The organism is Klebsiella variicola (genome assembly GCF_000828055.2).
GTDB classification, from domain to species: domain Bacteria; phylum Pseudomonadota; class Gammaproteobacteria; order Enterobacterales; family Enterobacteriaceae; genus Klebsiella; species Klebsiella variicola.
The window spans coordinates 3,292,728-3,308,038 of the sequence record NZ_CP010523.2 but is presented as its reverse complement, the minus strand read 5'-3'; the positions used below and the strand labels follow the sequence as shown (position 1 = coordinate 3,308,038).

The following is a 15,311-nucleotide window of genomic DNA, read 5'->3' as shown; positions in this document are numbered from 1 at the left end:
ATTCTCCGGACATTACTGAACGGTGACCTCCCGATGGCGGGAGGGTGATTTGTTCATGGCGCAAGAATCACCGCAGCGTCGGGGGATCAGGATCCCGTTTTATATTGATTAAAAAAATGCAACAACGCGTCGGGTGTCTCGTCCCCAAAGAGAATGCCTGCCATTGCCTGCGCGTCGTTGGCCGCACTTTCGACGCGGATAAACATCTGTTCTTCATAAGCGGACAGCGCGGCTTCAGGATTATCTGCATTGGCCGCAATCGCGAGTCCCAGCTCAGCGCCATCCTCTAACGCGAGATTAGCGCCTTCGCCGAACGGCAGCATAAGATGCGCGGCGTCACCCAACAGCGTTACGCCTGCTGTTCGCGGCCATCGAAGTCCGGGAGGTAAAAAGTGAATAGGGCGCAATACGGGCTCACCATCACCCTCCGTAATCAATGTTTGCAGTGGATGCGCCCAGCCATCGAATTCATCGACTATGCGTTGCACGTCAACCTGTGCATTAGCGGACGTCACGTCAGCAAACCAGGCCTGGGGCCGGCACAGAGCAATGTAAACGTGGATCACGCCGCCAGGCTCCCGGTGCGCCATGATACCCTTGCCCGGCGAGAGCGCAAAAAATGAGCCGCGGCCTACTGCTTGCGCGCAAGCCAGATGATCAGTATCAACGTGACTAAGCCAGCGCTCGACATACGAAAATCCCGCATAGGCAGGGACAGCATCGGTGACCAGAGCGCGGACACGCGACCAGGCACCATCTGCGCCCACCACCAGGGAGACCCTGGTGGTGGCGCCATCCGTAAAGTACAAACTATGCGTGCCGTCATCATGGGGGACGATATCTGCCACTTTACGGCCCCATTGCACGGTGTCCGCAGGAAGCGACTCCAGCAGCAGCGTGCGAAGCGCGCCGCGAGAGACTTCTGGTCGGCCGCCCAAACCATCATCGAGCTGCTCGAACAATACGTTGCCCTCTTTATCGAGTACGCGCGTGGATTGACCACCAGGAAGAATAAGGGCCCGGAAGGCATCGTACAGGCCTGCCGCTATCAGCGCCCGCTGGCCATTATGATCGTGGATATCCAGCAAGCCACCTTGTGGGCGGGCCTCGGGAGAGGCTTCAGCTTCGTAGACCACAGAGGAAATGCCGTGGACATGTAAAACACGTGCGAGCATGAGGCCGCCGAGTCCTGCTCCGACGATGGCAATGGATGAGGTCATTTTTTCGCTCCAGGTAAGGTATGGCGGGTGTCGTTGTCCGGCTGTTCCTGGTTTCGATACCGCGCGAATAAGGGGGGTGGACGTGAAATCTCATCCCGTGGACCAACGGAAGCCTGAGGGTATGCTGAGCGGTATTGCCCATAATGTTCCCGGACAATTGGGGGGCCGGGCCCCCCGCCTGACTGTCCTCTCTGCGCTCAGCTTACACTTAGACGAGCAAGGTTCTCTATATTGACCATTGCTGGTTAATCGTCAAGGCCGTCATTCAATACCCCTTCAGCGGACGCCAGCCTGTGGCCATGGTCACCGAACTTCACCCACTCAGGTTAAACGACGTCGATGACGCGGATCCCTCTGTTTTTCGCCATCTTTATGCACTCCGCCGTATCTTCTCCGCCAGGAAAAGCCAGCAGTACGTCAGGGCGGCTATCTTCCAGCATAAACAAATTGCGCCTTGTCTCTGCATATTTTCCGTGCAGCGCCCAGTTTGCCGGGTAGCGGATCACGTGAACGTCGATCCCGCGCGCCCAGTTTTCTATCGCGCCGCCCAGCGCCTGGTGCCCTCCGTGAATCAACACGTTAATCGTCTGTGTACGGGCATAGAGATCCAGCACATGGGTGATGGTATGGGTGTCGGCATAAAACCGACCCGAGCAGATTAACACTCGCATTTTTTGTACCTTAACGTTGCTTGCCTTGAAAAGGATCTCGTCCGCGCGCTGGCGGTTATTGTTTTTTAAACATCCGGCGGCGTTTCAATAAACCGCAGCGAGGTATCGCCCAGGCGGTCAATGACAGGGTAGGCGACGGCGGCGATATGGTGATGCACGCGGCGGTAGTCCCGTAGCACCCGCTGGAAAATGTCGCCGGATTCCGCCCAGGCATTCTTGTCCTCCCGCAGTTTTTTGAAGTGCTCGCGGCTGGCGGAGGCCTCCAGCTGGCGGATGGTTTCTTTGCGCTGCACCAGCTGGTGGGCAGCAGACAAGTCTTCACGCAGGAATGCCGCTATTCCTAAGTTCAGGCTGGTGAGGAGCTCCGCATGCAGCAGGCGAATATGGTGTAATTCAAAGTCGTTAAAATGTTCTCCCCGGCGTGCGCGGCGCGTGGCCAGCTGGGTCAGATTGCTGGAGAGAATATCGCCCGCGTGCTCAACATTGATGATGAACATCAGGATCTCCTGGGCACGATCGGCATCCGCATCATTCAGCCCGTCCTGACCAATGTCGGCGAGGTAGGCGCGAACCGCCGCGCTGAGCAGATCGACCGACTGCTCCAGCTGGCGGATGTCATCGGCAGCCTGTTTTTCCTGGGTCACAAACAGCACCAGCAGTCGGTCCAGCATGATGGTTAGCATGTCGGCGGCGCGCAGCGATTCGCGAACCGAATTGGACAGGCCGATATAAGCCACTTCCAGACCCGCATCGTCGAGATACATCGGCATACCCGGGTCGCCTACGCGCTCTTCTTCCGGAAACAGTCGCTCCAGGAAGCGAGCCATTGGCGCGTTCAGGCCGATAAACAGCAGCGCGAGCGCCACGCTAAAGGCGGTATGAAACCACACCACCAGCTGCGGCGTGTTCAGCCCGGATTTACGGGCGATCGCCATCAGCAACGGCAGAAGCAGTAACGCCAGCGCGCAGCCGGACAGGCGGACCATCAGGTTGCCAACCGGCAGGCGGCGGGCCACCGCGGACCCGGCGTTTAACACCGGCGGTAACGCGCCGCCGATGTTGGCGCCAAGCACCAGCACCAGGGCCGTAGCCGGGGTCAGCGTGCCGGTACCGGCGAGGGAGGCGATCAGCAAAATCATCGCCACGCTGGAGTGGCACAGGAGCGTCAGGAGCGCCGCCACCAGCAGGGCAATGAAAATATCGCCCTGTAGCCCCTGCATCACGGCATGAAACACCGGCGTGACCTCAATGTCCTGCAGCGTGCCACCCAGTAAATGCAGCGCCAGCAGCATCAGGCCGAGGCCAATCAGGGCGCAGCCCACGCTTTCAAAGCTGGAATGGTCGCGTAGCTTGAAAACCACAAACCCGGCCAGCAGAAGCAGCGGAATGGCGATTTCCATGTTAAAGCTCATCAGCTGGACCACCAGCGTGGAGCCGATGTTGGCGCCGAGCATCACCGCAAGCGCGGGGGCAAGGCTTAGCGTACCTGCGGCGGTAAATGACGTCGCCATCATACTGACCGCCGTGCTGCTTTGCAGAATGCCGGTAATGCCAATGCCGGAGAGCAGGGCGGTCCAGCGGTTAGTGAGGTGGCGTCCCATCCAGTTGCGCAGCGGCGTGCCGAAGCCGCGCTGCAGCGCCGTTGAAATCATATGGCTGCCCCAGAGCAGCAATGCGATGGCGCCAGCCAGGTGAATTAACAGAGTGGTTCCGGACATTATGAATTCCCCCTCTACAGGGCGGGTAGTGAAATAAAACGCAGTAACCTGATCGAAAAACGATGTATGGCGCTGGCGAGGTTCAGTAATGCTTTAGTGTGTTGATAGTTAATCTTCCCTCCGGCGTACCATGCCAGGGCACGGACGCGAAGGGTGCGGGTTATTTTCATTAAAAATAAGACAATCAACGCGATGGACTTATTTTTAATCAGGAAAATGATGGAATGTCGCTTTTCCATAATGCTTCCAGCCTGTGTGGCCTGCCTGAAAGGTGCCGCCGAAGCGGCACGTGAATCACCGTCTTTAACGCAGAATTAGTGCCACTGCCTGAAGCGACGGATGTAGAACGTTTTCATGCCCTGCGCCACGCAGCAGTAGGCGAGCAGGGTGCCGACCAGCCACGGGAAGTACTGCCACGGCAGCGCCTGCAGCCCAACCAACGGCCCGAGCGGAGAGAACGGCACGTAAATTCCAATAGCCATAATCAGACCGGTCATCATCAGTACCGGCCAGGCGGCGGTGCTCTGAATGAACGGAATTTTCTGGGTACGCAGCATGTGCACCACCAGCGTCTGCGACAGCAGGCCTTCAACGAACCAGCCGGACTGGAACAGGGTCTGCATGTGTTCGCTGTTGGCGCTGAACACAAACCACATCAGCGCAAAGGTCGTCATGTCAAAAATGGACGAGGTCGGGCCAATCCAGACCATAAAGCGGCCGATGTTTCTTGCATCCCACTTGCGCGGTTTGCTCAGGAACTCTTTGTCCGTTTTGTCCCACGGCAGCGCGAGCTGGGAGATGTCGTACATCAGGTTTTGCAGCAGCAACTGGATCGCGAGCATCGGCAGGAACGGAATGAACGCGCTGGCCACCAGTACCGAGAACACGTTGCCGAAGTTGGAGCTGGCGGTCATGTTCAGGTATTTCATAATGTTGCCAAAGGTCTCGCGGCCTTTGATAACGCCTTCTTCCAGCACCATCAGGCTCTTTTCCAGCAAGATGATGTCGGCCGATTCCTTGGCGATATCGGTGCCACTGTCGACCGAGATACCCACGTCGGCATCGCGCAGAGCAGGGGCATCGTTAATGCCGTCACCGAGAAAGCCCACCGTATGACCGTTGGCCTGCAGCGCCTTCAGCACGCGTGATTTCTGCAGCGGCGTTAGCTTGGCGAACACCGTGCGCTCTTCCACCAACTGCTGCAGGGCCGTGTCGCTCAACGCCTCAATCTGCGGGCCGAGTACCGGTTCGCCTGGCTCCAGTCCCACCTGGCGGCAAATCCGCGTAGTGACAATCGCGTTATCGCCGGTCAGCACTTTGACTGCGACGCCAATATCCATCAGGGCAGCAATCGCCGGACCCGCGCTCTCCTTAGGTGGATCGAGGAAGGTGAGGAAGCCGCGGATAATCAGATCGTGCTCATCAGCGGTGCTGTACAGTCTTTTCGCTTCGGCTTTCGGAATGTCGCGCGTAGCGACCACCAGAACGCGGAAGCCGTCTTTGTTGTAGTCGTTCGCCATCGCCAGCATGGCGTCACGGCGCTGATCGTCGAGGGGGATAACCTTGCCATTCTCTTCCATGTGGGTGGCGATGCTCAGCATCTCCTCCACGGCGCCTTTGCACACCAGCAGATGATTGCTCTGGCTGTCTTTCACCACAATCGACAGGCGACGGCGCACGAAGTCGAACGGCATCTCATCGACTTTGCTGTACCCCTGAGGTTGCACAAAGCCCGACTCATTTTCAGAGAAGTAAATGACCGCCTGATCCATCAAGTTTTTGATGCCGCTTTGATAGTGGCTGTTGAGCCAGGCCAGCGCCAGCACGGACTGATTTTTCTGACCGTGCGTGTCGACGTGGTGCTCAAGGATGATCTTATCCTGCGTCAGGGTGCCGGTTTTGTCGGTGCACAGCACGTCCATCGCGCCCAGGTTCTGAATCGCGTTAAGGCGCTTAACCACGACTTTACGCTTCGCCATGGCCACCGCGCCCTTGGCGAGGTTGGCGCTGACGATCATTGGCAGCATTTCTGGCGTCAGACCTACGGCGACGGCCAGAGCAAACAGCAGGGCATCCCACCATTCGCCCTTCATCAGGCCGTTAATCAGGAACACTACCGGCACCATCACTAGCATAAAGCGGATCAACAGCCAGCTGACGCTGTTCACCCCGCGGTCAAACGCCGTTTGCGCCCGGGTGCCGACAATCGCTTTTGCCAGTGAGCCAAAGTAGGTCCTCGGCCCGGTCGCCACCACGACCGCCTGAGCGGTGCCGCTGACAACGTTGGTCCCCATGAAGCAGATGTTAGGCATATCCAACAGGTTCTCGTTGTCAACCGCCTTGTCGTGCGCGGATTTCTGCGCCACGTCGCCAAGGGTGTCGTACTTCTCAATCGGCAGCGCTTCGCCGGTCAGGACGGCCTGACTGATAAACAGGTCGCGTGATTCGATCAAACGGACGTCGGCCGGGATCATGTCGCCCGCATAGAGCTGCACGATATCGCCCACCACCAGCTCGCGCATCGGGATTTCACGTGGCGTTCCTTTTTGCCCGGCGTGTTCGCGACGAACGACCGTCGCGGTGGTGCGAACCATCGCTTTCAGCGCTTCGGCCGATTTGGCAGAGCGGTGTTCCTGCCAGAAGCGCACCAGTCCGCTGAGGGCAACCATGGTGCCGATGATTATCACCGTCGTCAGGTCGCCGTCTTCGCCATGGCTGGTGGGCAGCCAGTAGTCGGTGAAGAAGCTGATCCCGGCGAGAATGGCGAGCACATAAATAAACGGGTTGTTAAACGCCATCAGTAGCTGGATCAGCGCGTGCGGTGGCTTGTCATGAGTCACTTCGTTCAGGCCATCCCGCTCCAGCCGGGCATTTGCCTGGGCTTCCTGCAGCCCTTCCCGGGTAGTGTTGAGGTTGACCAGGGTTTCTGCGATACCGTTTTGGGCTTCCTGGGCGGCACGCATAGACAGCGTGCTTTTTTTATTTCGGTTCTTGATTTGTACAGTCATGGTGCTGCTCCTGTCGCCGGGCGGCAGCAGGCTTTTTACGGTAAGACCCGGATTAAGGGCGGCCGAAAATAGCCCGATGTCGCATCAGCGATCGGTTTTAATTAATTTCGCACAGGGCTTCCCGCTGTTTACTATTAAAAAATAAACAGGCGTGAAGTTTATATTTTGTTTTATTTGGACGTGATTATTCCTGCCGATGTACAAGTATAAATACATCAGTGAATAAACAGGTACCAGCAGTGACTTAACTCAGCGTGACGCACGAAAACGGGCTGCGGCATAGCGCGCAGACACGGCCTACGGCGTAACGGCTGAATCAGGCGACGAAGGGGCGACTTTGTGGGTCTTCGCCATCAGAGAAGCGGCAACGACGCTCCAGCTGGCCGGTGACAGGACTGACGCGCCAGTTAGTAATGCGTTGATTCAACTCGCTGATTTTCGAAGAGAATATAGAGCTTTGCTGTTTTTTGCGCGCAGACGACACCCGATCGCGGGGCGGCCGGACACGCAGCGTTGATGTCATGGTTTTGACACCAGGAAAAAGGGTAGATTTGAAGTTCATAACACACCTCGGGACCGTGAAAACTCTGGTCGAGGTGGGACAACACGAGAGCATCAGGCTCCGGCGAGACACACCAAAACGAAGAAGTGATCACAATCGATTTTATGTTTACTTGTCCGAATAACCGTTAAGGCCATATTCGGACCGCTACTAAATTCAGTATCCATTAGTCTCTTATGTCAGATTAGGAAAGGCCACAACTTAGGCCCATGAAATCTACCCATAGCCAATGTTATTGTCAACCCATTCATATCAATTTAAATCTTCGTTTATATTTTGTGTAGAAACATCAAATCGTAGATTTAATCATTGGTGTTTTTCGGACGGTCGTAAAAAGGAAAAATAGCGGTCAGTGCGTTCAATTGTGGACGACCCTCTGCGCTGCGTCAGATAACGCGCTTTATCCCTGCACCGCAGCCGGAAAAACCGCCGCCAGCCATTCAATAAAGACGCGGAGCCGGGGCGGCACGTGCCGGTGCCGGGCATAGACGACGTGAAAGGGATAGGGGGCCGGGCGCCAGGCGCTGAGGATCTCCACCAGCTTGCCGCTTGCCAGCGCGGGTTTTAGCGAATAGGTAAAGGTCTGCACAATGCCTAAGCCCGCCTCGCCGGCGGCAATATGCGCGTTGCTCTCATTGATGCCGAGATGGGGCTCTGTCTTGAGCTCGGTACTGACGCCGTGACGCGTAAAGCGAAACGGAAACGCTCTGCCGCTGGCCGGCGACAGATAGCTGATGAGCTGGTAGCCATGATGGAGTTCATCCGGCGAGGCGGGTGTGCCGCAGCGCTGAAGATAGCCAGGGGTGGCGCAGGTGACCAGCGTCGCCTCGCCGATTTTACGGGCGATCAGCGTCGAGTCATCCATCGGCCCGCCGCGGATGGCGCAGTCAATATTGCCGCTGATGAGGTCCGCGGGTTTATCGGCCACCTGTAAATCGATACGGATATCCGGCCAGGAGGTCATAAAGTCCGCCAGCAGCGGGATCAGCACATCGCACGCGGTCGACCCACCGATGGCGATCCGTAGATGGCCCTTCGGCTTATTGTGGGCGGTATTGAAGGAGGCGTCGATCTCTTCCAGGTCTTCCAGCAGGCAGCGAGCTTTTTCATAGTACTCCCGTCCTTCCGGCGTCACGGTAATACGCCGGGTGGTGCGCTGCAGGAGGGAAACCCCCAGGTGCGCTTCCAGTTGCTTGATGGTTTTGCTGAGCGTGGCGTTGGGCATATCCAGCGAGTCCGCGGCGCGGGTAAAGCTGCCGGCTTCGACAACGCGGGTGAAGGCTTTGAGGGCTGAAAATCGGTCCATTATTCGCAGTATCCTGGTTAGCGGGCGTCCATTATCCACGGAGGGGAAAAGTGTTTTTCAGATTAGGCCATTTTTCCGCCTCTTTGAGGCGATTACAGTGCTTTCCATACCCGGCGGGGCGCTTTCGCGAGCCTGGCCTGTTTATACTCTAACCAAGGAAATGCACCATGAGCAAAAAACTTGCGGATAAAGTGGCGTTAGTGACCGGCGGCAGCACCGGGATTGGCCTGGCGTCGGCGAAAGCGCTGGCGGAGCAGGGCGCGAAGGTGTATATCACCGGCCGCCGACAGGAGGAGCTGGATGTGGCGGTAAGATTCATCGGGCCCGCCGCCCGCGGGATCCGCGCCGACGCCGCCGTGTTAAGCGACCTTGACGCGGTATTTGCGACCATTGCCGACGAGTCCGGCCGCCTGGATGTGCTGTTCGCCAATGCTGGCGGCGGGGATATGCTGCCGCTCAGCGCCATCACCGAAGCGCACATCGAGCGGATATTCGCCACCAACGTGCGCGGGGTGGTGTTCACCGTCCAGAAAGCGCTGCCGCTGCTCACCGACGGCGCCTCGGTGATTTTGACCGGCTCTACGGCGGCGGTCAAAGGGACGGCGAACTTCAGCATCTATAGCGCCAGTAAAGCGGCGGTACGCAGCCTGGCGCGCTCCTGGGCGCTGGAGGTGAACGATCGCGGGATCCGCATCAATGTCGTCAGCCCGGGGCCGGTGCGTACCCCGGGTCTGGGAGGACTGGTCGCGGAGGCGGACCGTCAGGGCTTGTTCGACGCCCTGGCCGCCAGCGTACCGCTCGGGCGGCTGGGCGAGCCGGAGGAGATTGGCAGGACGGTGGTATTTTTAGCGTCTGACGAGTCGAGCTTTATTAACGCCGCAGAGATCTATGTCGACGGTGGAATGGCGCAAATCTAAGCACAGTCTGTCGCCAGGCGAGCTGCCCCGGCGGATACCGGGGGGCTCGTGGTTATGGCGATCGCTTACTCACCGCTCGGGTGGGCAGCTTATTGCGCGCCCAGCTGTTTCATCAGCGTCAGGTTATCTTCAATATGCCAGTTGGCGGCAATTTTACCGCCGCTGATCTGATAGATATCGGTGGCGATAAAATCGATATTTTGTCCCTTACCCTTCCGGGTGCCGAAGGTCCCGGTAAAGTGGCCATGAAAATGTAAGTGTGAGACCACCCGGTCACCGGCCACAATCATTTGTTCGACATCACAGCGTAAATCCGGCACCGCCTGACGAAACGCTCTGGAGGCGAGGATCGCGCCTTCCGGCCCTTGTCGGCGCCCTTCCGGGGGCGTTTTATCGATAAAATTCCCCGCCAGCGCCGCCCGGGCCAGCGCTTCATCACCGGTATTCCAGAACGTGGCGTATTGCCTGGCGACATATTCATTGGCGGCGCGTGTGGCAGGGGGAAGGCCGCTGTCAACGATGAGCTGGGCTGGCTTCAGCAACCCTTGCGGGGCTGAAAACGCGGAGCCGGATATCCCGGCAAGCAGCAGCGCTGTGGCGCAGCGCCGCAGCGCGATGCCGCGTCTGGCCTGCGCGCAGACAACAGCGAAACTACGGCTGGCAGGTAACATTTTGCGGGTCATTTTCACTCTTTATGCTCCGTATAGAAGGGATAGTCGGTATAGCCCACCTCTGTCCCGCCAAACAGCGTGGCGGGATCGCTGACGGTCGCCAGCGGCCAGCGGTGCTGAAGCCGCTGCGGCAGGTCAGGATTAGCAATAAACGGGCGGCCGAAAGCCACCAGATCGGCGAAACCGGCGGTGAGGATACGTTCCGCCTTTTGCTGATCGTAATTGCCGGCCACGATCAGGGTGCCGCTGAAGGTCGCGCGCAGCGTGTCACGAAAGTGTTGGGGAACGGCTGGCGCATCGTCCCAGTCCGCCTCCGCCAGGTGGATAAAGGCGATACCTTGCTGTTCGCACCAGGCCGCCAGGGCAAGGATGGCGTCGATCACCTGCGGGTCGTTCATCCCGCGCTGGGTAATGAAGGGGGAAAGGCGGATGCCCGTCCGCTCGCGGCCAATAACGTCGCCGATGGCGGTCAGCACCTCCTGGGCAAAACGGATCCGGTTGCTCAGGCTACCGCCGTACTCATCAGTACGCTGGTTGGCGGTACGCCGCAGGAACTGGTCGATCAGATAGCCATTGCCGCCGTGCACTTCCACACCGTCAAACCCCGCCGCTATCGCATTGCGCGCCGCCTGACGGTAATCGGCGACAATACGCTGAATATCCGATCGGGAGAGCGCCCGCGGCGGTGGGCAGTCCACCATCTGGCCCCGGCCTTGCTCATCCACCACCCAGACCTGGGCGTCCGGCGCCAGTGCCGACGGGGCCACGGGTTGCCCATCCGCATGAAAACGAGCGTGCGACATCCGCCCCACGTGCCAGAGCTGAGAAAAGATAACGCCGCCAGCCTGGTGAACGGCCCCGGTCGTCAGCTGCCAGCCGGCAATCTGCTCAGCGGAATGCAGGCCAGGCGTCCAGGAGTATCCCTGTCCCTCAGGAGAGATTTGCGTCGCCTCCGTGACGATCAATCCGGCGCTGGCGCGCTGGCGGTAATATTCCGCCATCAGCGCGGAGGGGATATTTCCGGGCTGCAGGGCGCGCGCCCGGGTCATGGGAGCCATGACGATGCGGTTTTTCAACGGCAGCGTGCCGATGCGGTAACGATCGAAAAGTGAGAGGCTGTTCATACGGGTGTCCCTTGCGAGTGGAATGAAAATCACTTTACAGTCGGGATCTGATTTTGATAATTAGGCTAAAATCAGATTCACTTTTCAGGAAATACGAAAAATGGGCAAGCTGGAAGATATGGCGCTGCTGGTGGCTGTCGCCGAGGCGGGGGGACTCTCCGCCGCCGGCAGACGGTTATCGCTCTCACCGGCCACCATGACGGCCCGCCTGAAGGCGATGGAGGAGCGCTACCAGACCCGCCTGTTCCATCGTTCCACGCGCGCGATCACCCTGACCAGGGCGGGGGAAGATTTTTATCATGCCGCGCGGCGCGTACTGGAGGAGGCCCGTCACGCCGAATCGTTGCTGACGCAAAAGGAAGGGGTGCTGAGCGGCAATATTCGTCTTTCCGCCCCCTCCGACTTTGGCCGACAGTATCTTAGCCCGGCCATCGTCGACTTTTCCCGCCGTCACCCGGAGGTCACGTTTTCCGTGTTCTTAGGTGAGCGCGTGGAGGATCTGGTCGCCAACCGGCTGGATATGAGCATTCGCGTCGGTAACCTGCCAGACAGTAGTTTGGCGATCCGCCATATCCGCCCCAACCACCGGGTGCTGGTGGCTTCGGAGGCTTATCTTGCCACTCACGGAACGCCTGCCGCCCTCGACGAGTTGCACCATCACCGCTGTCTGGCGCTGGAGCGGCACGGTGTGGTGATGAATGAATGGCGCTTCGAGGAGGCGGGAAAGGAGCGCGTGGTGCGGGTGACGCCGGCGATGGTCTGCGACGATGGGGCACTGCTGCGGCAGTGGGCGCTCAGCGGGGCGGGGATCGCCGGTAAATCATGGTGGGATGTGAAGAGGGATGTCGAGGAGGGACGGCTTCAGGTGCTATTTGCCGAGCGCTTCACCGGATTCAGCCCCTTAGACCGCAAGGAGGTTGGGCTGCAGTTTGTCTTTCCCCAGCGAAAGCTGCAGCCGCCACAGGTGTCGGCGTTTATGGCGTTTTTTATCGACTGGCTGGGAGAGTCATCCCCCTCCAGCGCGAGGCGAAGGTGAGCAGAACATGACCTCAGCGCATCTGGCTGAGGATAATACGATCGAAAAGACGGTCGCCCAGCCAGACACGCATCCGGATAAGCAGTTTGGCATACTTACCGACGGCATAACGGGGGCGTGGATTTGAGGCCTTCACCGCGACCAGGACCACCTCGGCGATCGTCTGCGGGTCGCTGCCGGTGCCATGGCCGTACGTTTTTTGGATCGACAGGGCGACCCCTTTTACCAACTGACCATACGGTCCTGTGGCCGAACGTTTGACAATACTTTCACTGGCCGCATCGCCGAAGCCGGTTTCAATCACTCCAGGTTCGATGATAACCACCTTGATGCCGAAGTCGGCAACTTCCAGCCGCAGGCAGTCTGACCACCCCTCAAGTGCATGTTTGGTGGCGTGGTACCATGCGCCGAGGACGCTATACATCTTCCCGCCCATGGAAGAGATATTGACAATATATCCGCGACGGCGGGCGCGCATCGCGGGAAGCAGTAGTTGCGTGAGATGCGCCGCGCCGAAGAGATTGACCTCAAACTGGTAGCGAGCCTCATCGATACCGATCTCTTCGACCGGGCCATACAGGCCAAAACCGGCATTATTGACCAGTACATCGACCCCTCCGGTCTGAGACAGAATGGTGTTCACGACCGCCAGCCGATCGTCCTGTCGTGAGAGATCCATCTGCAGGCATTGGGCCCCTAGCGAAGCCAGATCGTCCATTTTCCCGAGCTGCCGGGCAGCAACGTAAACCTGGTAACCCTCCTGGATAAGACGACGGGCAATGGCTTTCCCCATCCCTGACGATGCGCCGGTGACCAACGCGGTTTTCTTTTCCTGAATAAACATAAGCACCTCGGCAAGTAGACTGCGCTGAGTGTGCCTGCTGTCAGGCGCGGTGTCGCTGGCACGGTACGCCACAATACTGGCAAAGCGCGCCATGACGCGCGCTTAGTTGAGGCGCATCATGTCTCTGAGGGTTTCTGGCGTCTGGCCGGTCCACGCCATAAAAGCCCGATAGAAGGAATTCGGATCTTCAAAACCGAGCAGAAAGGCGATCTCATAACCGGAAAGCGTGGTATTGAGAAGATAGTGGCGAGCCAGCGCTTCGCGACAAGCGTGAACAAGGGCGCGATAATTCTCTCCCTCCTGCTCCAGCCTGCGCTGCAGGGTGCGTTTGCTCATTCCCAGACGTTGCGCCGTATTGTCGATAGAGGCGTCGTTGCCCGGCAGAAGCTCCAGCAGGACTGCATGAACACGTTCAGCCGTTGAGGCCTGATCGCTAAGCTGGCTGAGACGACGCTGCAGCTCCGGCTCAAAGACCTGCCACATACCCTCGTTCACCGTCAAAAAGGGCCGCAGGGCATCAGCGGCGGCAAAGCTGATGGTCGCCCGCTTTCCACGCTGTATGGTCGTGCCGAAGAAGGCTGAAAAGTGGTGGGTCTGCTGGCGGGTGAGGGGCTGTGAGAGCGTTACTTTCACGGCCTGAACCGGTTCGCGGGTGGCCAGTCGGTTCAGACGAAGTAAAAATGCCAGCTCTGCCACTTCCAGAGAGGCAGGGATTTCTGTTGCTCCCAGCCAGCGCGGAGACACTGTCAGCGTGCCGTTCTGCACGACCGTCGTCTCCAGCACCATGGGGGCAATAAGCAGTTTATACTTGGCCAGCCGCTGGACCGCCTGCATCATGTGGGTACTACACAAGGCGGCGAACAGCGGGGGATCAAACACTTCCGCAGAGACCCTTTCTACAAAGGGCAAAGGAAAGGCCTGATCGTCGCTTTCTTTTTCCAGCACGCGCCAGAAACGCAGATACTCATCGGTAGTCAGACCGCGATTGATGTCTGAAAAGGTGTCGTCCGGCAAACCGGCCTGGCGGAGGAGATGTTCAGGCTCCATCCCTGCGTCTTTGAGCAGCGCTCGCCAACGGAGATTGAGAGAAAAAGTGCGGTTGCGTGCCATGGTGAAATTTCCAGCAGTGAACAGGGCTTTGATGTGCAACGCCCCCTGATAAGAGCATACCTTTTCCCACCCGCCAGTGACATTCCTCTTGCGCCATATTTGAAGTAAAGCACGCCAGCAATGAGAAGGGGGAACGGATGTGGCCCGCGGGGTCGTTAGCCACCTATAGAGTCTTGATCTCAAATATGATTAGATAGCTTTCACTTAAAACCAGTAAGTAGCTGCCATGAATCTCAGGGAAAAAATCATTAATGAATTCGGCGGGTTGTCGCCCGAGCTGCAACGCGCCGCCGAGTTCTCACTGCAAAATGCCAGCCAACTGGTGGTGTTATCGATGCGTGCCTTCGCGGCGGAAGCCGGGGTAAAACCGGCGACGCTGCTGCGTCTGGCGCAGCGGCTGGGTTACCGCGGCTGGAGCGAGCTGAAAAGCGATTTCATTGACGACCTGGGGCTGCGCAATGATACGTACGTATCAAAAGCGGAAAAAATGATGGCCCGCGGCACGCAAACGCAGCTGTATAAAGAGGTTTTTCAGGCGCATCAGGCGAATCTGACTTTTACGCAAAACGAAAATGCGCAGGAGATGGAGCAGGCGGTGACCTTGCTCGATAGCGCGGAGAATGTCTATATCTGCGGATTCCGCGCCAGCTTTCCGATCGCGTGGTCGCTGTTTTATGTCTATCGACTGTTCAACCGGCAGGTATCGTTAATCGATGGCCTGGCCAGCAATATCGAAGTTTTCACCCGCGAACTGACCAACCGGGATTGCGTCTTACTCACCAGCTTTGCGCCCTATTCACGCGAATCACTGGATGTTTTACGGGCAGCCCGGCAGGCAGGGGCGAAGATCCTCGCCATTACCGACTCGCCGGTTTCCCCCTTAGCGCAGGCGGCAGACTGCACGCTGCTGTTTTCCATCGACAGTCCGTCATTTTTCCCTTCCGTGGTCTCCGGCATGGGGCTGGCGGAGTGTTTACTGGCGATGCTGGTGGTGCGCCACGGCCGTGAGGCGGTGAGTAAAATTGAAAGTGCCGAACGCTATCTTATCGATTCTGGCGTCTATGTGATCCCCGGTAAATCCTGATAAATGATTCAAATGTATCTGGTATAAGAATTATGGATGC

14 protein-coding genes are annotated in these 15,311 nt (G+C 58.2%); 3 read left to right on the top strand and 11 right to left on the bottom strand.

The features are described 5' to 3' along the window. Positions 1–86: 86 nt before the first annotated feature. The 7 genes from SP68_RS15565 to SP68_RS15540 all read right to left on the bottom strand — a co-directional run bounded on the left by SP68_RS15565 (position 87) and on the right by SP68_RS15540 (position 8,485). Positions 87–1,220 carry an FAD-dependent oxidoreductase gene (locus tag SP68_RS15565; protein ID WP_040975794.1) on the bottom strand — a complete coding sequence of 378 codons (1,134 nt, stop codon included), beginning with the start codon at positions 1,218–1,220 and terminating at the stop codon, positions 87–89. A gap of 326 nt (positions 1,221–1,546) precedes the next feature. After that, positions 1,547–1,891 (bottom strand): SLOG family protein, encoded by a 345-nt coding sequence (locus tag SP68_RS15560; RefSeq protein WP_008807658.1) that lies wholly within the window; start codon positions 1,889–1,891, stop codon positions 1,547–1,549. Positions 1,892–1,956: 65 nt separating this feature from the next. Further along, positions 1,957–3,609, bottom strand: coding sequence for a Na/Pi cotransporter family protein (locus SP68_RS15555; protein ID WP_040975796.1), 1,653 nt, complete (start codon positions 3,607–3,609; stop codon positions 1,957–1,959). 14 nt (positions 3,610–3,623) lie between these two features. Beyond that, positions 3,624–3,848: a hypothetical protein gene (locus tag SP68_RS15550; protein ID WP_040975798.1), complete on the bottom strand. Its 225-nt coding sequence runs from the start codon at positions 3,846–3,848 to the stop codon at positions 3,624–3,626. Positions 3,849–3,923: 75 nt separating this feature from the next. Next, positions 3,924–6,617: a magnesium-translocating P-type ATPase gene (gene mgtA, locus SP68_RS15545; protein ID WP_012542116.1), complete on the bottom strand. Its 2,694-nt coding sequence runs from the start codon at positions 6,615–6,617 to the stop codon at positions 3,924–3,926. 316 nt (positions 6,618–6,933) lie between these two features. After that, positions 6,934–7,140: a hypothetical protein gene (locus tag SP68_RS26605; protein ID WP_224224395.1), complete on the bottom strand. Its 207-nt coding sequence runs from the start codon at positions 7,138–7,140 to the stop codon at positions 6,934–6,936. Between the two features lie 439 nt (positions 7,141–7,579). Further along, the gene (locus tag SP68_RS15540) at positions 7,580–8,485 is read right to left on the bottom strand and encodes a LysR family transcriptional regulator (RefSeq protein WP_040975800.1); all 906 of its coding nucleotides are present in this window, start codon (positions 8,483–8,485) and stop codon (positions 7,580–7,582) included. A gap of 167 nt (positions 8,486–8,652) precedes the next feature. Here SP68_RS15540 and SP68_RS15535 point away from each other — a divergent pair, with 167 nt between their 5' ends. Then, positions 8,653–9,402, top strand: coding sequence for an SDR family oxidoreductase (locus SP68_RS15535; RefSeq protein WP_040975802.1), 750 nt, complete (start codon positions 8,653–8,655; stop codon positions 9,400–9,402). Between the two features lie 89 nt (positions 9,403–9,491). Here the strand turns inward: SP68_RS15535 and SP68_RS15530 are convergent, their stop codons facing one another. Together SP68_RS15530 and SP68_RS15525 are read right to left on the bottom strand one after the other, a co-directional pair. After that, positions 9,492–10,085, bottom strand: coding sequence for an ester cyclase (locus SP68_RS15530; RefSeq protein ID WP_040976070.1), 594 nt, complete (start codon positions 10,083–10,085; stop codon positions 9,492–9,494). 2 nt (positions 10,086–10,087) lie between these two features. Next, positions 10,088–11,197, bottom strand: coding sequence for an alkene reductase (locus SP68_RS15525; protein WP_022065495.1), 1,110 nt, complete (start codon positions 11,195–11,197; stop codon positions 10,088–10,090). Between the two features lie 100 nt (positions 11,198–11,297). Between SP68_RS15525 and SP68_RS15520 the strand changes: the two genes are divergently transcribed. Continuing rightward, entirely contained in the window at positions 11,298–12,233 is a 936-nt protein-coding gene (locus SP68_RS15520; RefSeq protein WP_012968488.1) for a LysR family transcriptional regulator, read from the top strand. 13 nt (positions 12,234–12,246) lie between these two features. On the opposite strand, the gene SP68_RS15515 is transcribed toward SP68_RS15520, so the two are convergent. Together SP68_RS15515 and SP68_RS15510 are read right to left on the bottom strand one after the other, a co-directional pair. Beyond that, positions 12,247–13,077 carry an oxidoreductase gene (locus tag SP68_RS15515; protein WP_012968487.1) on the bottom strand — a complete coding sequence of 277 codons (831 nt, stop codon included), beginning with the start codon at positions 13,075–13,077 and terminating at the stop codon, positions 12,247–12,249. A 102-nt stretch (positions 13,078–13,179) separates the two neighbouring features. Next, positions 13,180–14,187 (bottom strand): AraC family transcriptional regulator, encoded by a 1,008-nt coding sequence (locus tag SP68_RS15510; RefSeq protein ID WP_038422354.1) that lies wholly within the window; start codon positions 14,185–14,187, stop codon positions 13,180–13,182. A gap of 226 nt (positions 14,188–14,413) precedes the next feature. Here SP68_RS15510 and SP68_RS15505 point away from each other — a divergent pair, with 226 nt between their 5' ends. Next, complete coding sequence (locus SP68_RS15505; RefSeq protein WP_008807647.1) at positions 14,414–15,271, top strand: MurR/RpiR family transcriptional regulator; 858 nt, start codon at positions 14,414–14,416, stop codon at positions 15,269–15,271. The last annotated feature ends 40 nt before the right edge of the window (positions 15,272–15,311 follow it).